19 protein-coding genes and 1 tRNA gene are annotated in these 19,220 nt (G+C 67.0%); 13 read left to right on the top strand and 7 right to left on the bottom strand.

The window, feature by feature from the left end; translation table 11 throughout:
• Positions 1 to 70: 70 nt before the first annotated feature.
• A complete protein-coding gene (locus tag GM1_RS00485; RefSeq protein WP_008375768.1) occupies positions 71 to 787 on the top strand; it encodes a DsbA family protein in 717 nt (238 codons plus the stop codon).
• Here the strand turns inward: GM1_RS00485 and GM1_RS00480 are convergent, their stop codons facing one another.
• On the bottom strand, positions 788 to 2,326 hold the full coding sequence (locus tag GM1_RS00480; RefSeq protein ID WP_008375767.1) for an HNH endonuclease signature motif containing protein: 1,539 nt from the start codon (positions 2,324 to 2,326) through the stop codon (positions 788 to 790). It lies immediately after the preceding gene.
• 228 nt (positions 2,327 to 2,554) lie between these two features.
• Here GM1_RS00480 and GM1_RS00475 point away from each other — a divergent pair.
• The 6 genes from GM1_RS00475 to GM1_RS00450 all read left to right on the top strand — a co-directional run bounded on the left by GM1_RS00475 (position 2,555) and on the right by GM1_RS00450 (position 9,118).
• Positions 2,555 to 2,627 (top strand) — tRNA-Ala (locus GM1_RS00475).
• Between the two features lie 477 nt (positions 2,628 to 3,104).
• The gene (locus tag GM1_RS00470; RefSeq protein ID WP_008375766.1) at positions 3,105 to 4,052 is read left to right on the top strand and encodes a helix-turn-helix domain-containing protein; all 948 of its coding nucleotides are present in this window, start codon (positions 3,105 to 3,107) and stop codon (positions 4,050 to 4,052) included.
• 91 nt (positions 4,053 to 4,143) lie between these two features.
• Positions 4,144 to 5,088 (top strand): polysaccharide deacetylase family protein, encoded by a 945-nt coding sequence (locus GM1_RS00465; protein ID WP_008375765.1) that lies wholly within the window; start codon positions 4,144 to 4,146, stop codon positions 5,086 to 5,088.
• Positions 5,079 to 6,080, top strand: coding sequence for an NADP-dependent oxidoreductase (locus tag GM1_RS00460; RefSeq protein WP_008375764.1), 1,002 nt, complete (start codon positions 5,079 to 5,081; stop codon positions 6,078 to 6,080). Before GM1_RS00465 ends, GM1_RS00460 begins: the two co-directional genes overlap by 10 nt.
• A gap of 103 nt (positions 6,081 to 6,183) precedes the next feature.
• Positions 6,184 to 7,341 carry a hypothetical protein gene (locus tag GM1_RS00455; RefSeq protein WP_157435692.1) on the top strand — a complete coding sequence of 386 codons (1,158 nt, stop codon included), beginning with the start codon at positions 6,184 to 6,186 and terminating at the stop codon, positions 7,339 to 7,341.
• A 31-nt stretch (positions 7,342 to 7,372) separates the two neighbouring features.
• Complete coding sequence (locus tag GM1_RS00450; RefSeq protein WP_008375762.1) at positions 7,373 to 9,118, top strand: hypothetical protein; 1,746 nt, start codon at positions 7,373 to 7,375, stop codon at positions 9,116 to 9,118.
• A 13-nt stretch (positions 9,119 to 9,131) separates the two neighbouring features.
• Here the strand turns inward: GM1_RS00450 and GM1_RS00445 are convergent, their stop codons facing one another.
• Positions 9,132 to 9,662, bottom strand: coding sequence for an Ltp family lipoprotein (locus GM1_RS00445; protein WP_040519160.1), 531 nt, complete (start codon positions 9,660 to 9,662; stop codon positions 9,132 to 9,134).
• Between the two features lie 125 nt (positions 9,663 to 9,787).
• Between GM1_RS00445 and GM1_RS00440 the strand changes: the two genes are divergently transcribed.
• From GM1_RS00440 to GM1_RS00420, 5 genes are all read left to right on the top strand, one after another.
• A complete protein-coding gene (locus GM1_RS00440) occupies positions 9,788 to 11,077 on the top strand; it encodes a glutaminase (protein ID WP_008375759.1) in 1,290 nt (429 codons plus the stop codon).
• Between the two features lie 123 nt (positions 11,078 to 11,200).
• Positions 11,201 to 12,001 carry a hypothetical protein gene (locus GM1_RS00435; RefSeq protein WP_008375757.1) on the top strand — a complete coding sequence of 267 codons (801 nt, stop codon included), beginning with the start codon at positions 11,201 to 11,203 and terminating at the stop codon, positions 11,999 to 12,001.
• An 8-nt stretch (positions 12,002 to 12,009) separates the two neighbouring features.
• Entirely contained in the window at positions 12,010 to 12,921 is a 912-nt protein-coding gene (locus tag GM1_RS00430) for a LysR family transcriptional regulator (protein WP_008375755.1), read from the top strand.
• The gene (locus GM1_RS00425) at positions 12,918 to 13,319 is read left to right on the top strand and encodes a hypothetical protein (protein ID WP_008375754.1); all 402 of its coding nucleotides are present in this window, start codon (positions 12,918 to 12,920) and stop codon (positions 13,317 to 13,319) included. The genes GM1_RS00430 and GM1_RS00425 overlap by 4 nt, the downstream gene beginning before the upstream one ends.
• A gap of 25 nt (positions 13,320 to 13,344) precedes the next feature.
• Entirely contained in the window at positions 13,345 to 13,890 is a 546-nt protein-coding gene (locus tag GM1_RS00420) for a YdeI/OmpD-associated family protein (RefSeq protein WP_008375753.1), read from the top strand.
• A gap of 1 nt (position 13,891) precedes the next feature.
• On the opposite strand, the gene GM1_RS00415 is transcribed toward GM1_RS00420, so the two are convergent.
• From GM1_RS00415 to GM1_RS00400, 4 genes are read right to left on the bottom strand one after another with little or no spacing between them, the layout of a single operon-like run.
• Positions 13,892 to 14,911: an LLM class flavin-dependent oxidoreductase gene (locus GM1_RS00415; RefSeq protein ID WP_008375752.1), complete on the bottom strand. Its 1,020-nt coding sequence runs from the start codon at positions 14,909 to 14,911 to the stop codon at positions 13,892 to 13,894.
• Positions 14,908 to 15,417, bottom strand: a complete 510-nt coding sequence (locus GM1_RS00410) for a nitroreductase family deazaflavin-dependent oxidoreductase (RefSeq protein WP_008375751.1) — start codon at positions 15,415 to 15,417, stop codon at positions 14,908 to 14,910. Before GM1_RS00410 ends, GM1_RS00415 begins: the two co-directional genes overlap by 4 nt.
• Before the next feature lie 17 nt (positions 15,418 to 15,434).
• On the bottom strand, positions 15,435 to 16,709 hold the full coding sequence (locus tag GM1_RS00405; protein ID WP_008375750.1) for an MFS transporter: 1,275 nt from the start codon (positions 16,707 to 16,709) through the stop codon (positions 15,435 to 15,437).
• A gap of 40 nt (positions 16,710 to 16,749) precedes the next feature.
• Positions 16,750 to 17,535, bottom strand: coding sequence for a DUF8832 domain-containing protein (locus GM1_RS00400; RefSeq protein ID WP_008375749.1), 786 nt, complete (start codon positions 17,533 to 17,535; stop codon positions 16,750 to 16,752).
• 173 nt (positions 17,536 to 17,708) lie between these two features.
• Here GM1_RS00400 and GM1_RS00395 point away from each other — a divergent pair, with 173 nt between their 5' ends.
• The gene (locus tag GM1_RS00395; RefSeq protein WP_008375748.1) at positions 17,709 to 18,560 is read left to right on the top strand and encodes a 3-hydroxybutyryl-CoA dehydrogenase; all 852 of its coding nucleotides are present in this window, start codon (positions 17,709 to 17,711) and stop codon (positions 18,558 to 18,560) included.
• 108 nt (positions 18,561 to 18,668) lie between these two features.
• Here the strand turns inward: GM1_RS00395 and GM1_RS00390 are convergent, their stop codons facing one another.
• Positions 18,669 to 19,007: an HNH endonuclease gene (locus GM1_RS00390; protein WP_040519158.1), complete on the bottom strand. Its 339-nt coding sequence runs from the start codon at positions 19,005 to 19,007 to the stop codon at positions 18,669 to 18,671.
• Positions 19,008 to 19,220: the final 213 nt, after the last annotated feature.

Genomic DNA, 19,220 nt, shown 5'->3' with positions numbered 1-19,220 from the left:
GGTCTTTGCTGGTCCTCGAGCGCAGTCTCTGCTCCTCGAGCGCAGTCGAGAGGCCGCTACAGTCGTAGTCGTGAGCACTGACCGCGAGAACACGAAGTACGAGCCGAAGTCGACGTCGAGCAAGACGTCGTATGCGCTGATCGCGGTGGCCGCCGTGGTGGTGGCGTTGGTGGTGGGAGGCGTCCTGTGGCAGATGAACAAGGACTACCCGCCGGTCGACGACAAGGTGCTGGCCGAGAACGCGTCGTTCATCGTCGGGGAGCGGACCGCGCCCGAGACGATCGACGTCTTCGAGGACTTCAACTGCCCCCACTGCAAGGCGTTCGAAGAGAAGTCGGGCGCGGCGATTCAGGCCAAGGTCGTCGCAGGTCAGGTTCGTGTTCGCTACCACATGCTGAACTTCTTGGACAAGGAGTCCGGCTCGGGTGACTTCTCGTCGCGCGGTGCGGCTGCGGTGCTCTGCGTGGCCCGCAACGACAACCGGGACGTGTTCTGGAAGTTGCACTCGCAGTTGTTCGCGAAGGCCGGCGACGACCCGTCGAATGCCGACATCGCGAAGCTGGCGGCGGCGGCGGGCGCTTCGCAGGCCTCGCAGACCTGCATCGCCGATGGCGCGCTTGTCGATGAGGCCCGCGGAATGGCCGATGCTTCGAGCGGTCAGTTGGAGAACTCGACCAGGGGCGACATCGTGACGCCGACTGTGCTCTCGGCGGGCACCGTGGTCGACGGCATCACCGACGGGCCGGCGTGGCTCGACGAGCTGATCGCGAACCCGCCGAAGTCTTGATCAGAACGGCGGTTCGCCTGCGCTGTTGAACTCCTTTCCGGCGAGGACTTTCGCTTCGGCTTCGGCACAGGCGCGCGCGAAGCGACGCTGCGACCGGAGTCGCATGCGGTAGACGCGTTTGGTCGCGGCCCGGGTCGCGGAACGCTGTGGAGGCTCCGACCGGTCGGGCGTTCCGGGCTCGACGGGTGCGCCGTGCCTGCAGGGGAGCAGCCCGAGGTCGGGGACGAGCCATTGGTTGGCGGCACGTGTCCGAACGGACTGTCCGGACGGGGTGACGGTCTCCACCCAGATGACGCCGTTGGCATCGATCACGAGGTCGTCGAGCCATCCGTCGACGAAAGTCTTCACCAGATGGTGAAAACGGCACTTCGGGGCCAGGTTGCACGGGCACGTCGCGCCGCCCGACTCGGGGTCGGCATGGTTGTACTCGGTGACGTGGTCGAGATCGCACGACCACGCGGCCCGGGCGCAACCGGGCACAGAGCACGTGCCGTGAACGGCGCGGACGGCGGTGTCCGTCGCCGCTGTCGGGCGGTACGGGCTGCCTGCCTGGGCCGGGTTGTCGGCGATCGCCGCCATGTCGAGCGGGCGCACGGTGGCGTCCGGCCGCGCTGCAGCTTCCCGCACGTGGTGGGCGTCGATCACGCCGTAACCGTCCATCCACCCGGCCTTGTCCGACTCGCCGTTGAGTGTCGATGCATCCGCGACGACGTGGACGACGACCCGTGCGAAACGCTCGGCCACCTCGGCGGCGGTCGCCGTGGCCGGGCATTCGGGGTTGCCGCAGTTGCACGTGAACTCGCCGCCGGTGAGGCGTGCGATCGCGAGGTCGGCGCGGCGGGCACCGACCGAACGGGAGTCGTCGGCGCACGTCAGTTCGGCGGCGGACGCCTCGACGGCCTTCTTGGCGAGGAGGACCTGCTCCGCGTCGGCGGCGATCGTCAGTACGGACTCGTCGCCGTCATGCGACACCGTCACCCCCTTGCCGCGCGCCTGCCGGGCGTCACGCACGGCGTCGGGGTCGGTCTCGGCGACGTGGCGGCGTGCAATCGATGACGCGTCGGTCTTCGAGACGGGGCCGCTCTCACGGATCTCGGTCGCGATCTCCGCATCGACGATTGCCATGACGTCGGCGTCGACGATCGCCTTGCACTGCAGGATGATCTCGCGGAACGACGCGACGGAGATCAGGCCGTCGCGAAGCAGGTTTGCGACGTGCACGAGGCGGTCTCGTGCCTCCAACGCGGTGTCGACGACGGTCCGGCCCGCGCCGTCCGACATGGACATGAGCGCCGCCACCTCGGCGCCGAGCACCGTCTCGGCGTCGAGAAGCAGGCGATCCGACTCAGAGTCGTCTCCCGCGATGCCGGCAGTCCGACGGCTGAGAACCGCGATCACGAGTTGAAGCCGACGCCACATGAGCTTCGACTCCGCGGCCCACAGCGCGCGGTATGCACCCATGTCGTCGAAGTCGTTCCCGGCCGACTCGGTGCCGAGTGCATTGAGATCGACCCGATCATCGGACGTTGTGGTGTTCATCGCGGCCGCCTCCTTCGCTTGATCGAATGTATGTTCTATGTTACGTCCGAATTGCGACAGAAGCAATAGTTTCTTCGAACTTAGTTTCGATCTCCTGGAGATGGGTTGGATGCGCGCTCGAGATGGCGTCGAGCCTCGGTCCAGGGGATTTGGTCGCTGCGAAGGCGGTACGGTAACTTAGCTAGCGCACTCAGAAAGGCAACGGCCTGGGTGTGAACAAGTGAACACGGGGCTATGGCGCAGCTGGTAGCGCACCACACTGGCAGTGTGGGGGTCAGGGGTTCGAGTCCCCTTAGCTCCACTTCGAAAACCCGCTTCGACTTCGGTCGAGGCGGGTTTTTTAGTTGTCGATGAGCCGGGAATTCCGCTGCTCCGCAGCGTGATGGCCTCGCTCCGTCCACGCGGGCGAGTCGCGTCCCAGGTGCGTGGCAACAGGTCGTTCTCATGACTGGCGATGAGCGGGCCTCGGGAGATTTCTGCCGAGATGCTGATGCGCCAGCAGAGTCAGTCCGTTCGGCACCGAGCAGTTCAAGTCCGACGGCGGTCTGATCACCTCCCTCCTGCGCTGCCGCGACCGACGGTGGGGTTGCGAACGTTTCGTCGGCGACGAGAGTAACTGCCGATCCGCAGTTCCGACTGCCGTGGTGACCAGCGCGATCGCGCGCGAATCGCTCCCCTGGTCTGCATGGGCCGATGTTAGCGTCAGAGTTGAGCGGAATGGTCGGGAAAGAACCGAACACACTGCGTCATCGGAGCCCTGCTGCACGGAGGTGAGCTCGTGAGTGTCCCCGACAACGGTCTGTCCGCCGGCTATCGGATCGGCGATTTCGCCGGTGGTGCCGTCACGGAGTGGCAGGCCGAGGTGTCACGTCTGCATGGGAGGTTCACGGTGAGTGCTCCGGGTGCCGATTACACCGGCAGGCTGAGGTGGCAGGCGACTCAGCGGCACCGTCTCGTCGAGTGGACAGGCTCCCCGGAACGGCTCGTCCGTGACCGTGCGGCGATCAGCGGCGACGAACAGGACACCGTCGAGATCGTAGCGGTGACCTCGGGTCGGCTGACTGTCGAACAGGCCGGGCGCCGTATCCGATTGTCGCCAGGCGAGATCGCCGTCGTACCGCTCGACCAGCCGATCGTCTGCGAGCACACGGAGGTCAGCGGGGCGATCAGTCTGCTCGCTCCCTCATCGAGCGTGCAGCACCTGCTGCCGTCCACTGGATCGCTCGTCGTCGATGGTCGGGTCGGGCTGGCTGGGGTCGCGTTCTCCATGCTGACGGCTCTCACCGAGCAGCGGACGGCGTTGGCGGTGCGCGGATTCGAGTCGGCGTGTGAGCGAGTCTTCGATCTGTGCGCCATCGCGTCGGCGGAGGCGGCCGTCGACTCCGACGAGCACCGCGACGCCGTCGCGCAGGCCGTCCGTCACTACATCCACGACCACGCCGGCGATCCCGACCTGTCAGTGACGGTGATCGCGGCGGCTATCGGCTGGTCAGTGCGTCATGTCCAGTCGGTGGTGCGGGCCGACGGCTCGACGGTCTCCGAGCTGATACGGGCGCGGCGTCTGGAACTCGCCCATTCCGCCCTGACCAATCCGCGGTTCGCGAACACGTCGCTGACCGCGATCTCGACACTGTGCGGGTTCGCCACCTACCCCGTCTTCTGCCGAGCGGTGCGTTCCCGCTACGGAATGACGCCGACTGATCTCCGCCGTTCCGCGAGCGTCTAGGACTCCGCACGTTCGGTTCCGTGCGTGCAGGGTCAATTTCTCTGCGTCGTGGAGCAGATCATGCCGTGTGACAGGAGGCACAGTCGGGGGCATGAAGATTGCAATCACAGTCGACGAACTGCTGTTGTGGGACGGGACGCCGATGCCCGGCGGCTACTCCGCGTCGAGCGTCACGGACGCGCTGCTCGGTGCGTTCGCGGACAACGGCGTGAACGGGGTGTACGGGTTCGCGCACACGGCACCGCTCGAGGACGATCCGTCGAATCGCGAAGTCCTCGACCGGTGGGTCGATTCGGGCCACCACCTCGGAAACCACACGCATTGTCATGCGTGCCTCAACTGGGTCACCGGCGAGCAGTATGTCGACGACATCAAACGGTCCGAAGACTTCGTCGGCGACCTCATCGAGAAGGCTCCCCGTAAGTACTTCAGGTATGCGATGGACATGACAGGTGACTCGGAGGAGAAGCGTGGACGCGTCGAGGACCATCTCTCATCGGCAGGTTATGCGAACGCGCCGATCACGGCGTGGTTCGGCGATTTCGCCTGGATAGCGCCCTACTGGCGAGCGGTCGAGGGCGGTGATCACGACGCTGCGCGCATGCTCCGCGCGTCGTACATCGAGGCGGCTGTCAGTCGACTCAAGGGAACTTCGGAGGCTCAGTATCGGATCCTGGGGACCGAGGCACCTCTGATCTGGCTGATTCACGGGACGTCGATCGCACAGGACTGCATCGCGGAGATCCTCGCCCGGTTTCGGGAGGCCGGGGCTGAGTTCGTCGGCCTCGACGACGCGATGAGCCACCCAGTGAATCGGGTGATGACGCCGGTGACGCCCGCATTCCGCAATCATCTGCAGCGGCTGGCTGCCACCGTCGGAATCGACGTTCCCACGACGATCAGCGACGAGCGAATGGCGAGCGTGCTGACAACCGGTCTCGCCGACGGCGAGAGTCCGTTCGCGGTGTACGACGACCTGATCTCGCGGATGTCGACCCGTGCGGGCGGCACCATCGCCGACTGGTCGTGGACGTGATCGCGCGCGAGGTGATTCTGGCTCGTCGACCCGCGAACCGACAGGACTTCGGCGGCTTCGAGATCGTCGAGCGGGCCGTCCCCTCGGTGAGGGCCGGGCACGTCCTAGTCGAGTCGACGGCGCTCAGCATCGATCCGTCGATGATTCCGCGACTGACGGCAGACACCTATGCGCCGAAGTTTGCGATCGGCGACGTCATCGAGTCGCGAGCCGTCGGCCGAGTCATCGAGACGGCAGACGAGCGGCTGTCGGTCGGGGACTGGGTGCTGCACTCGGGCGGGTGGCGAGACCGGGCCGTCGTCGATGCCGCGACCGCCTCGCTCATCGAGCCCACCGACGCGGTTCCTCCCGAGACCTGGCTCGGGGTCCTCGGAGCTCCCGGGCTCACCGCGTTCGTCGGACTCGCCGTCGCGGAGTTCACGTCTGACGACGTGCTGTGGGTTTCAGGTGCTGCAGGCGCCGTGGGGTCGGCGGTCGTTCAGTTGGCGAAGAGCCGAGGTGCTGGCACGGTAATCGGATCTGCCGGTGGCGCCGACAAATGCCGGTATCTCACCGACGTCGTTGGTGTCGACGCCGCGATCGACTACCGCGCCGGCGATCTTGCCTCGGCGGTCCGTTCGGCGACTGACGGCCTCGACGTCTACTTCGACAACATCGGCGGCAGTCACCTGGAGGCGGCGTTGGCGACGATGAACGTCGGTGGACGCATCGTCTCCTGCGGGATGATCGAGACGTATGGGACGCGCGGGCCTGCGGCTCCGCGGAACCTCACCGAGATCATCACCAGGCGTCTGTCGATGACGGGGATGCTCGTCACCGACCACCTGGAGATGCGGGCGGCGTTCCTGGCCGAGGCGGTTCCGCTGGTGGAGTCCGGCCGCCTCGCGTCGGAGACGACGAGGTTCAGCGGCCTGGAGTCCGTCGCAGATGGGTTCGCCTCGCTGTTGAGCGGCGACGGGAAGCTGGGTAAGACGGTCATCGATCTGACGTGAGCGGCTCGACTCCCCATCGCTCCACCGATAACGAGCCCTTGACCCCGTTCGCCGACGACGTCAGTGGAGGCGGACACGAATCACCTGGCGTTACGATCCGGAGATGAGGAGCACCGGAAAGGCGTCTCGATCTCCGCGCGAGCGAGATCGACGTGTGGCGAGGTTCGCGCTGTGCGCGGCCGGTGGCTGTGTCCTTCTCGGGATTGTGGTTCTGGCGCTAGCGTTCGGCCTGTCATGGCCGTGGTGGGCGCGTTTGGTCGCAGCGGTGGTCGCGACGGCGGCGGCGCTGCTGGGCTGGGCATCGCTCGACAACGGACTTCGACCATTCCCAGCGATTTACGGTGGGCCCCGGCCCGCGACGATCACGGGCATGCACACCGACGGTCCGCGCACGCTGTTCGACGTCCGAGTCGATACCGCGCGCGGCTCGTTCGAGTCGGTGATCGCCGACCGCGTCCACGTCGACGATCGGCACCGGTTCAGTGTCGGATCGCAGTGGGAGGTGTACGAGTTCGCAGCAAGCCGGACCCGCGTGATTCTCACCGGCGCGCACGACGACGTCCGGCGCTACGGCTACGACCTCGGCGACGTCCGCGGTTTCACCGACGTCGACGGAACGGATGGGTACGGATCGGAGATCGTCGCCCGAGGGTTCCGCGACCGACTGCCTGACCTGCACACCGACCATCCAACGGCGGCAGACCGCGCCCGCCCGAACTGGGGAATGTTCGTCGTGACCTTGGCGGCCCTGGTCAGTGTCGCGACAGGGCTTCCTGCTGCGGCGTTTCTTGTGCCTTGGCCCTGGTGGGCACAGGTGCTGTCGATCCTCGCGGTGGGGGCCGCGGGTGTTCTGGCCTGGATGGAGATCGTTGGGAATCTGCGGCCGTTCCCCGCGATCTATGACCGTCCGCGCAGTGCAACGGTCACCGGGGTCGAGACCGTCGGCGACGGCGACGGCGGGAGCATCGAGCTCTTCGCCGTCCGCGTCGAGGAAGGCGGTGTCCCGTTCGACTCGGTGCTCGCCGACTACATCAACCCCGACCAACTCCACCGGTTCTCCACCGGCACCAGGTGGCAGGTCTACGAGTTCGCAGATTCGTCCGACCGGGTCATCCTGACCGAAGCGCACGACGACGTGTTGCGCGACGGTTACGACCTCAGCGGCGTCCGGTGGGGACGCGAGTTCACCGGCGGCACCGGGTTCGGGTCCGCGGTCCTCGCCCGCGGGTTCCGAGCGCGGTTGATGGACAAGGAGACGTAGCGTCCGCGTGCCGTGTTTCGATAGTCCAGTCATGGGGGTCATCTCGTGGGGGCGACAGCATCGGTGGTTCGTGACGGCGACACTGGCGATCATCGGAGTGTTGGTCGCCGTCGTCGTGCTGGACGACGGACCGCAGCCACGCGGTTCTCGCGCGTCCGACAGTGCAGGCGATTGGACTCGTCCGCCCGCGGAGTTGTTCGCCGGCCCCGGACGGCTCGTCGCTGCGTCCGACTCGCGGTGGATGCTCGCGGCCGGCTCGGGAATCGCCTACCGGTACTCCATCAACGACGCGTCCGGCCGAACCGTCGGCACCGACTTCGACGGTAATTTCGACGCCTGCGCGCGCACTCGGTCGGGGGTGCTCGGATGCCAGATCGGGGGAGGGTTCTACGCGGTCGACCTGGAATCGGCAGCTCGAGTCCACCTGACGGACGTGCCTGCGTCTCCGGGCGGCATCGGGCCGACCGCTCTCGCTGACGGGTGGGTAGTCGGACAGTACGGCGACCAACGCGTCGTCTCCGCGAACGGCGACGAGAAGTGGCGCGTTCCAGCCGACGAGAACGTCGTCGACGACCTGACGAGTCCGCGTGAGAAGGTGGCTCCGCTCGTCGTCACATATCTACCGTCGACGAATCATCGGCGAGTCCGTGACGCGGACTCGGGCGAGGTCGTGGCCGACTGTGAATGCGCAGTCACATTGCTCGCCGACGGATTCGCGACGGAGCGGTCAAATGGAGTCACCACCGTTCACGCGGCAGACGGCAGCACTGTGGAGACGCTCAGCGCCGGAGTCCGAGTGATCGGCGGCGGTCCGGAGACGTTGTTCGCGGAACCCTTCGGGCAGGTTGATGCCGGGCCATCGCGCTATCGAGTCCGCACGGACGGCGGCAGCGCCGTCTGGGAGGGCGACTCGACCAACGGACCTCCGCGGGTGTGCGGAGACTGGTTGCTGACACCGGAGGGCGCGGTGTCGACGAGCACCGGTGCACGGTTGTCGGGCGCAGGTCAGAGCTCCTACGACTGCCTCGGGTCCGGCACCGACTGGGTCGCACTGCCTGACGTCGTGCTCGCATCTGACGGGCGGAGTTGGCGTCCTGTGAACGGACTGCTCGATCTTGTCGACGGAATGCTCGTCAACACCGTCTCGAACACCAGTGGCGGTGCGCGTGCGGTCGTCGTGTACTCGCCGACCGAACCCGCCGCTCCGGCGATTCCAGAGTGGACTCCGAAATCGGACTTCACCGCACACTTGACCTTCACATTTGCTTCGGCGGGGGCGTCGAATGAACGCACGCAGATCACTCGGGTCCGGTACTCCGCCACCGACGGTCGGTGGACGGTCGGCGCCGACGGGGTGACACAGGTGGGAAAGTCGAGCGTGCGCACGCCGGCACAGGAGACGTTCATCCTCTCCGAGAGCGGTGACGTCATCGGCACTACTGGAGGCGGCGCGGCGACAGGCCCGCCGTGCGGTCCGTTCGTCGTCACGTTGGACGACACTGCCAGGGTCGTCGTCGCTCGAAACGACGGACGCCCGGTCGATGTCGGCGCTCAATTCGACCCGAACCACGTGGTCGCGGCGGGTGCGACGTGCGTCGGCTACTCCGATCGCTACCTGGCGTTCGCGCTCACCGGGACGACAGGCATCACCCTGCTTCCGCTCGTCGGCGACGTCCGGCCGCTCGTGCTGCCGGGCGCCACCGGCTTCGCATCGGGACGGCCGTTCGCCGTGACCGAGCAGCCTTCGACGATCACCGTGTACCCCGAGATCCCCTGACGGGCGTCACACGTCAGAACTGACTGGCCGCACCCGCTTCGGCCTGTGCCTGCGTGAAGCCCTCATAGACGAGCTGATCGATGAGGCCCTGCTGCGAGAACGAGCTGATCCCCATGTACTCGGCGGCCTTCTTCTTCGCTTGGGTGGTCCAATTCGGACTGACGTAGTCGACGGCGTAGGCGGCGTCGGACGTGCTGAAACCCTCGTACTCGAGCTGATCGATCAGTCCCTGCCGTGAGAACGCGGAGATGTCGAGGTATTCGCGGGCCTTGCCGACCGCGTTGCTCTGCGACGTGGTCAATCCGCCACGTGCCGTGGTGGTCTCGTCGACGGGTTCCGTGGTCCGGGTCGCATGCGGTGTCTTATCGGCGGTGGTGGTCGGCGAGACAGCGACGGTGGAGGTTTCGGTCTCCGTTTCCGTGACTGTCGCGGTGACGGTGCTGACCGTCGGTGATGCGGCGGACGTGTCGTCGCCCGAGCCGCATCCGGCGACGAGGATCATCACGGACACAACGCCGAGCACGGCGGCGAATCGGACGTTCATCACCTGATCGTCCCCGCGGCGGACGGACCTGTTGCGGAGTACTCCCCGAATACGTCCGACCGGCCTACAGTGACGCAGGATGCGGACGTCTCGCAGTGGTCCTGATTTCTCCGTAGCCTGCGAGTGTGCGCTCGCCGATTCCGGATTACCTCGCCGAAGCCCTCCGATCCGTGGAGGCCGACCAGTCGGGCGCCACGGCCGACTACATCCCGGAGTTGGCGAACGCCGACCCGGACCGTCTGGCGGTCGCGTTCTGCACCGAAGACGGGCGGCGGTATTCGCAGGGCGACTGCGACGCGTCGTTCAGCATTCAGTCGATCTCCAAACCGTTCGTGTACGCGTTGGCGCTGGCCGACCGCGGGTTCGACGAGGTCCTCGACAAAGTCGGTGTCGAGCCGAGCGGCGACGCGTTCAACGAGATGTCGTTGGAGCCGATCACCGGCAGGCCGCTGAATCCGATGATCAACGCGGGTTCGATCACCGCGCACACACTTGCCGGTCCGCGGGGCGCCGCGCCGCATGACCGGTTCGATCGGATCGTCGACGGTCTGAGCGCCTTCGCCGGCCGGCGACTCGAAATGGACGAAGCTGTTTTCGAGTCGGAGATCCGGACCGCGTACCGAAACCGGGCCCTCGCGAACATGCTGCGCGCCAACGACATCATCGATGAGGACCCGCTGGTCGCGGTGACCGGATACACCCGACAGTGCTCGCTCGCGGTCACCGTCGACGACCTCGCGTTGATGGCGGCGACGCTCGCCAATCGAGGCGTGAACCCGGTGACCGGGGCGCCGGTGGTGCCGCCGGCCGTGGTGCGCCAGACGCTCAGTGTGATGGCGACGTGTGGAATGTACGACGCGGCGGGCGACTGGATGACACGGGTCGGAATACCGGCGAAGAGCGGCGTCGCGGGCGGGTTGATCGGCGCACTGCCGGGACAGGCGGGCATCGCCACCTTCTCCCCGCGGCTGGACCGGCACGGCAACAGCGTGCGCGGAGTTGAACTGTTCCGCCGGTTCACCTCCGACATGGGCATGCACCTCATGGATGTGCCGCCGGCAGGCCCGTCGGTGGTCCGTGGGCGCCGAGTGTTCGGCAAGGGCTCACATGCCGTCGTCGTCGTGTCACTCCAGGGCGACATCCGGTTCGCCGGCGCCGAACGAATCCTCCGTGAATTCGAGGACGACCCGCCCGCGCAGAAACGGGTCGCGATCAGCCTGCTGCGAGTCAGCACGGTCGGCGACGTGGGGCGACGCATGCTTCTGGACGCGATACGGCGACTCACCCTGGACGGCCACGACGTCTATCTGATCGACCCGGACCGAGTGCTTCCCGATCCGGACCCCGGTGACGGCGGGCGTGTGACGGTCGTCGGGCGCCGGGAGGATCTCGTTCCGCGCGAGACCATCGACTGAGCTCATCGAAAGACTTCGTATATCGGCTATCAGAATCCTGATGCTCCGGTTTGGCGGCCACTCTGTTGCTCAGCTACTCACAGAGGTGTCGACACAGGGTCGGCCAGGATCGGGGTACCGAAGATGACGTACGCAGCCTCTGTCGCCGATGTGATCACGGTCAACGTCGCGGTCGGTCATTGCCTCGCGGCCACGCCTCTGACCGCAGACGACGAGATGGCGGTCAGGAGGGTGGCATCAGGGGAACTGGCGCTCGCCGAGGAGATGGCACGCGCCGCTCGTGACGTGCACGGGCACGCGTACGAACGCCGCACCACCGCGCTGAGGATGACCGAGATCGAACGCGATCCATGGGTGTACGCGGGTCCGTTCGATCTTGCACATCTGGAGCGAGTGCACCGCCAGGTGTTCCTCGACTGCGCTCAGCGGGCGGACCTTCTGAGCACCGCGGACGTGTCGTCGCTCGACATGCTGAGATCGGTCCTCGACCACATGGCACACGAACGTCCAGCGCTGCCGTCCTGCGATGCGGTCTGCGACCTCGCTGCCGAACATTGGGCGAACCTCGCCTACGCGAGTGGCGCAGTCGGAGGCGATCGCCGAGTGGAGCGAGCATTCGTCCAGCTGTACCTGCGTCAAGCGGGATGGGACCTCGACTGGTCCCGCGTTGATCTCGGCGATGTGTCAGCGGCCCGACGAGTCGCGATCTGCGACGACCAGGACAGGTACTGCGACTACCGCTGGCTCTCCGCCGCGCTTCGGCCGGGCATGGTGCGCTTCGGTCAGGCCGTCGCATCGACTCCTCTGGCACTCGACGACATGTGCGAGCGCGCCATCGAGGGATTCCGTCGGATGTCGGCGGCCAAGCGCAGAGGAATCGATCCACGGGCGTACTTCGTCGGCTCGGACCAGACCGAACTGTGACGGCGGGTATGGGCTCGAGCCACGACAGGCGGTTGCCGCTCGACTATCTCCGCACGGTGGTCGCGGTGTACCGCACCGGGTCGTTCAGCGCGGCATCGCGCCGGCTGCGCATCTCCCAACCGACGGTCACCAACCACGTCCGCCTGGTGGAGGAGCATTTCGGGCAGCCTTTGTTTGTCCGAACGGCGGCCGGAGTGTCGCCGACGCCGACCGGGCACGAGATCGTCGTGCAGACCGTGCATCACATCGACAGCGTGGAGCGGGTGATTCGAGGGTCCGGGGCGGGCGACCCGTCGGGTCGACCCGTCACGCTCGGCGGCCCTCCCGAGTACGTTGCGCTTCACGTCCTGCCCGCGCTGTCGAGGATTCGTGTTGGACTTCCCCGGATAGACGTCGCGCTCGGTGAGTCGGCAGATCTCATGTCGAGGCTGGAGGCGGGGGAACTCGACCTCGTGATCACAACCGTCCGACCGAGGGGTGCCGACATCACTTCGTGGCCGTTGGCTGACGAGGAGTTCTGGCTGGTGGGCGCTCCCGAATTCGGACTGGCCGGGGCTCCGTTCTCGCGGATCGACGCCGCACCGCTCATCGCGTACAACCGGGAGCTGGCGATCATCCGGCGCTACTGGAACACCGTCTTCGAGTCGGAACCGCGGTTCGACCCGGTCATGACGATTCCCGACTTGACGTCGATTCGTGCAGCTGCCGTGGCAGGGTTGGGGATCACCGTCCTGCCGAGCTACCTCGTCGCCGATGACGTGAACGCTGGACGGTTGGTGCGGATCGACGAGGTGGCAGAACCGCCGATCAACACGATCTTCCTCGCGGCATCGAGTGCACTCCTAGCTGCGCGTCCGCGGGTGGCGATGCTGGCACAGATGCTGGCGAATGAAGTGAAGTCGTCCTGGGAGGCCGAGTGAGTCGCGACGTGGCGGTGCCCGAAGAGGTCGTGGACTTGCTGCTGGCCACGTTCTGGTCGTGGGAGGCCGAGACATCGGTCCGTCGTTCGAGGTTCAGGGCGAGGTCGCCCCTGCAGGCGGCGGGCGACCCGCTCGGTGAGTTCGCCCGTGCGGGCTTCTTCAATGCGGGAGACCCGGCAGGCGTGATCCTCGCCTGGTTGTGGCGGACGGACCCCACTGCAGCGGTCGTTGCGATCGAGGGATATCACCGCGCCCTCGCGGATGCTTCACATCACGAGTCGCCGTCGCATGCAGATGTCCTCGCCGCGCTTGAGATGGCCATGCCCTGGGACTTCGGGCAAGCCGAGGCGCAGGAGTTGCGCAGGGCCGCCAAGAACTGCCGAACGTCGGGTATGTGAAGACTGATCGACCTATCCTTGCGCGATGACGATCCTCGAGTTCACGTCCGGCGACGAGTGGGAGGCCTGGCTCGACGAGAACCACAGCACGGCGCCCGACGCCTGGCTGCGGATCAGGAAGGCCCGCTCAACGCTGCCCGGCATCACGATCGCCGACGCGCTCGACGGCGCGCTGTGTTTCGGTTGGATCGACGGGCAGCGCAGATCCCACGACGACGACGCGTTTCTGCAGCGATACTCACCGCGGCGGCCGACGAGTTCGTGGTCGAAGATCAACGTCGACAAGTTCGAGGCGCTCGCCGCCGCAGGTCGGGTGCGTCCTGCGGGATATGCGGAGGCCGACAAGGCGAAAGCCGACGGTCGCTGGGACGCCGCCTATCAGTCACAGCGGACCGCCGAGCCGCCGGCCGACCTCGTCGACGCGCTCGCCGCTGACCCTCATGCACTCATCGCGTTCGAACGGCTCGGTCGGTCGGACCGCTACACGATCATCCTTCAGATCCTGAAGGCACGGACTCCCGATCGTCGGGCCGCTCTCATCGCCAAAGCGGTCGCCGACTTGCGAGCGTGAATCAGCCCAGCATGTCCTTGACCAGCGGGATCACCTGGTCGCCGTACAACTCGATGGAACGGCGCTGGACGCTGTGCGGGACCGGCTGGTCGTACTTGAGATCAAATCGGTCGACCTTCAACACCGAGAGTGTGCGGGCGATCTTCGTCGCGACGGTCTCCGGGGAACCCAGGTACAACGAGCCGTCGACGATCTCGCTCTCGAAGTCCGACGGCGTCGGCGGGGGCCAACCGCGCTCGCGTCCCATCGTGGTGCGCATCGCGAACCAGCCGTCGTAGGCGAGCTCGCGAGCCTGGTCGTCGGTGTCGGCGACCAGGCCCGGCGAGTGCACGGCGACCTTTGCCCGCGGCGTGCCGTACTGGTCCTGCGCGCGGTCGAACAGATCGATGTAGGCGGCGAAGCGACCGGGAGGTCCGCCGATGATCGCCAGGAACAGGTTGAATCCGTACTGCGCGGTCCGCACCACCGACTCCGGCGTCCCGCCGACGCCGACCCAGGTCGGGATGCCGTTCGCGGTCGTCGGGTACACGCGTTGGTCGGTCAGCGCCGTCCGCGTAGTGCCCTCCCAGGTGACGGGCTTCTCCCGCAGAAGACGTGACAGCAGGTCGAGCTTCTCGTCGAACAGGACGTCGTAGTCGGCGAGGTCGTAGCCGAACAGCGGGAACGATTCGATGAACGACCCGCGTCCGGCGACGATCTCGGCACGACCGTTCGAGACGGCGTCCAATGTCGCGAACCGCTCGAACACTCGGACCGGGTCGTCGGAGCTGAGCACGGTGACCGCAGATCCCAACCTGATGCGCGAGGTGCGCGCCGCGATCGCGGCCAGGACCATCTCGGGGCTCGACACCGCGAAATCGGGTCGGTGGTGCTCGCCGACCCCGAAGAAGTCGAGGCCCGCCTGATCGGCGACGACACCGTCCTCGACGAGGTCGCGGATCACGGTGGGGTGATCGACGGGTCGGCCGTCGTCGTCGATCGTCACTCCACCGAACGTGTCGAGCCCGAACTCGATGCTCACGCCGCGGTCAATCGGAAGATGCGGAGTTCGCGGTCCGTGCGCCCGAGGTACGTCTGGTAGACGGCCATCGATTCGATGAAACCGGCCAAGACCCGCTCGCGGTCTGCACCGTCGATGAGGGTCGCCGTCACGGGGATCTCGTCGCCGATGATCACCGACGCCGGTCCGCCGGCGAGGAGGTTGTACGTCCAGGCGGGATGCCGGTCGCCGCCGAAGTTCGACCCGATGACGAAGATGTCCGGATCCTCGCGGTAGTAGAGGAGCGGCTGGACCCGCCGCGCACCGGACTTCGCGCCCGTCGTCGCCAACAGCAGCGTCGGTGCGCCGATGGGCCCGAGTGCGGTGAACCTGCCTCGGGTCTTGCCGAGCACCCAACGGTCGAGCGGGGCCAGCGCCTTGATCGTCGCCGACCCGGCGGCCGTTGACGCGAACTTCACCATCGGAGCTCGCAGGACACTGCTCTCGGCGCCCCACCGGACGTCGGGGAACGGTTGCGGAGATGTCATCTGCTCAGCGTATGCGCTCAAACCGCGCGGCAACAGGCGCAGGCTGCACCCACCAGTTCCGCGTCGACCACGGGTGTCTTGGTCCGGACCGGGCGCGGCCGGCCGGTCGGCCAGACGATCACCGCGGCGACGGCCCCGATCGCGGCGAAAGCGGCGAGGATCGGCCAGGCGATCTCGAGGCCTGCCGACACGCCGATCCACCCGGCGATCGGGTACGCGAGCAACCACGCCGCATGCGACAGGGAGAACTGTGCGGCGAACCCGGTGGGGATGGCGTCGGCATCGACCACGCGGCGGATCACCCGACCGGTGGGAGTGACGATCGCCGCCGTGCCTGCGCCGATCGCCGACCAGAGAATGGCGATGAGCGGGGTGGACGCGGTGCCGGTCACTGCCGCGGCTGCCGCAACCGCGGTGGCGACGACGAGCACGGCGGCACCGGCCATCATCACCGGGCGTTCGGAGTCGAGCCGATCGAGGATCCTCGGCAGGACGAGTGCAACAGTGAGTGTGCCCAATCCTGACGCAGCGAGCATCCACGCAACGCCGGCCTGGTCGCCGCCGAGTCGGTCGCGAACGAGGTTCACGGTGTTCACGACCACGATCGAGCCTGCCGACGCGACCACCAGGTTCAACGCCATGACGCCGCGGAGCTCACGGGTGCGGGTGAAGGTGCGGACGCCGGCGACGATCTTCTCGAGGGCGCCGGACGACGCGGTGGGTCGTGCGTTCGGCACGGTCGCGGCCCGGACGAGCAGCGCAGAGACACCGAACCCGACGGCGGTGCCCACGAACAGGGTGTTGAACGACATGAACGTGAGGGCGACGGCTGCGAGGACCGGGCTGAGCAGGCTCTCCATCGTGTAGGCGACCTGTGACGCCGAGAGCGCGCGGGTGAAGTCGGCCTCGTCGGTGACGACGTCGGGGATCACCGCTTGGAAGGTGGGTGTGAACGCAGCCGACGCCGCCTGCAGGAGCGCCACCAGCACGTACACCTGCCACACCTGAGTGACGAACGGTAACGCCACGACGACCGCCATCCGGATCACGTCGAGCGTGACGAGGAAGACGCGGCGGGGGAGGCGGTCCACGTAGGCCGCGGCGATCGGCGCGATCACGACGTACAGGACCATCTTGATGGTCAGCGCAGTGGCCAGAACAGCCGCTGCATCGGACCCCGCGAGGTCGTACGCCAGGAGCCCGAGGGCGACGGTCGCGAGCCCGGTGCCGAACAGCGCGATCACTTGCGCGCCGAACAGCCGCCGGTAGTCGCGAATCGCGAACAGTGCCATGACGTGGGCCTTTCGAGTCTCTAGTGCTGGGGACGGAGGGTCAGTGGTGGTGATGGTGACCGTGGTGAGGGGGAGTCTCGGCCGAGACCGTGAACTCAGCGGTCCGAACCGTGCCGTTATGCTTGAAGTCGAGGAACAACCGGTAGTCGCCTGCCGAGGGCGCGGTCGCGTGGAAGGTGATTGCGGGTCCCGGCTCGGTCACTCCGTCGCCGGGTGCACCGTCGGGGTGCACGTGCAGGTACGCCAGGTCGCCTGAACGCAGGGCCACCAGGTGCCCGTAGGCGGCGAGGTAGGGCTCGAGATCGGTGACGGGGGCTCCGTCGCGCTCCACGCGGAACGTCAACGTCCGGCCCTCCTGCGGTGTCAGTCCGCCGTCGAGGATCACCGTGTAGCCGTCCGCCGTGACTGCGGAGGAGACGGCGGGCAGCGGCTCCGGCGTGAACTCTCCGGCTACGAACAGGTCGGCGCCCAACGTGACTCCGCGACCGATCGAGGCCGCGGTGAAGTCGGCGAGGATCCGCCACACGCCCGCGGTGAGGTCCACGTCGGTACGCCACACGCCTGCGGCGTCGCGGACGGGGTGAACGTGCTGGAAGCCTGCGAGGTCGCGTCGGACGGCGATCAGATGCAGGTCCTTGTCGTGCTGCTCGACGTAGTCCGTGACCGGGGTGCCGTCGCCGTCGACGACGGTGAACTCGAGTGAATGTCGGCCTGCACTCGCGATCGTGGTGCCGAGGACCAGGCGGAGTCCGGCGTCGGCGACGAGGACGCCGCCCGGAGTGGTCGAGTGTGCTGCGTGCGCATTGTGGTCGTGACCTGTGCTCATTGCCTTCTCCTTCGGTGGCGTGTCCGGGTGGACACTGAGATCAACATATACCCCAGGGGGGTATTGATCAAGCCCTCCGAACTGAAGCAGTCGGGATGCGGGCACTACTGTTGTCAGGCGAGAAGCAAGAATCCCGGTCGTCCGACGGCGGCCCGTGACGGTTTGGAGTCAATGTGAATCTCATCGGCGTTATCGGCGGCGGCACCATGGGTGCAGGCATCGCCGAGGTGTGTGCGAAGGCCGGCAGCAACGTCCTCGTGCTGGAGACCAAGCAGGAGTTCGCCGACGCGGCAGCGGCGCGCATCTCGAAGTCCATCAGCCGTGGCGTCGCCAAGGGCAAGATCTCGCAGGAGGACGCCGACGCCGCCATCGCGCGCGTCACCGTGACCCTCGACGTGAACCTGTTCGCCGACCGCGAGCTCGTGATCGAGGCCGCGCCCGAAGTCGAGGCCATCAAGCACGACATCTTCGCCAAGCTCGACGCCGTCGTGAGCGAGAATGCGATCCTCGCGACCAACACCTCGTCGATCCCGGTCATCAAGATCGCTGCTGCGACCGCTCATCCCGAGCGCGTGGTCGGTGTCCACTTCTTCAACCCGGTTCCGGTGATGCCGCTGGTCGAGATCATCTCGGCACTCACCACGGCTCCGGAGACCGCAGCGTCGGTGACCGAGTACGCGAAGAACGTCCTCGGCAAGACCACGGTCCAGGCCGGCGACCGCTCGGGTTTCATCGTGAACGCCCTGCTCATCCCGTACCTGTGCCAGGCGATCCGCATGTACGACTCGGGTTACGCCAGCGCCGAGGACATCGACGCCGCGATGAAGGGCGGCTGCGGCTACCCGATGGGTCCGCTGACCCTCTGCGACACCGTCGGACTCGACATCTGCCTGGCGGCCGCCGAATCGCTGTACGCTGAGTTCGCCGAGCCGCACTACGCGCCCCCGGCACTTCTTCGTCGCATGGTCGACGCCGGACGCCTCGGCCGCAAGACCGGCCGCGGGTTCTACGACTACAGCGCGTAGCGCCCGACTCGCCGCGACGCCCGCACCGGATTCCGGTGCGGGCGTCGTGCTGTCTTCCTCGCGGTTCTTCGGTCGTCTCCTCGGTTCTTCGAGCGCAGTCGAGAAGCTCTACTCCGCCAGGCGTTGGCGGATGAGGTAGTGCCGCTCGAGGAACAGCCGTTCGTCGAGCTTCTTGCGACGCATCCACGTGGTGAGTTCGGCGTTGCACTTGCTGGAATTGCACGAACGGCAGCTCGGGACGACGTTGTCGAGCGTGTATCGGCCACCGCGCGAGATGGGCAGCATGCAGTCCTTCTGCAGTCCGGGCCCTGCCGCGCCGCAATATGCGCACCCGCCCCACTCGTCCTGCAGTGATGCCCACTGTTCTGCGGTGAGATCGTGATCCTTCTGCGCCATCCGCAGTTTCCGGCGGCGAGCGTATCTGGCGGCGCGGGGGCGAGGTGGCATTGTTCGACGGTAGCCGCGTCGCTCAGGACGACCGCCCGCGCGGTCACCACCGCGACGACCGTGTGGGCGAAGGCGCGAGCGCAGACGGCCATCCATGGATGGCCGCCCTGCTCGGCGCCCATCACGCAGCCATCGTGACCAAGGCCCGCGACCGGCGACGTGCCGGTCGAACAGCTTCCCCAAGCGGCCGGTCGGGAGGGGGAAGACATAGAC

Origin of the sequence: Gordonia malaquae NBRC 108250 (assembly GCF_000344135.1) — a bacterium.
GTDB classification, from domain to species: domain Bacteria; phylum Actinomycetota; class Actinomycetes; order Mycobacteriales; family Mycobacteriaceae; genus Gordonia; species Gordonia malaquae.
This window is presented reverse-complemented; position numbering and strand designations above follow the sequence as displayed.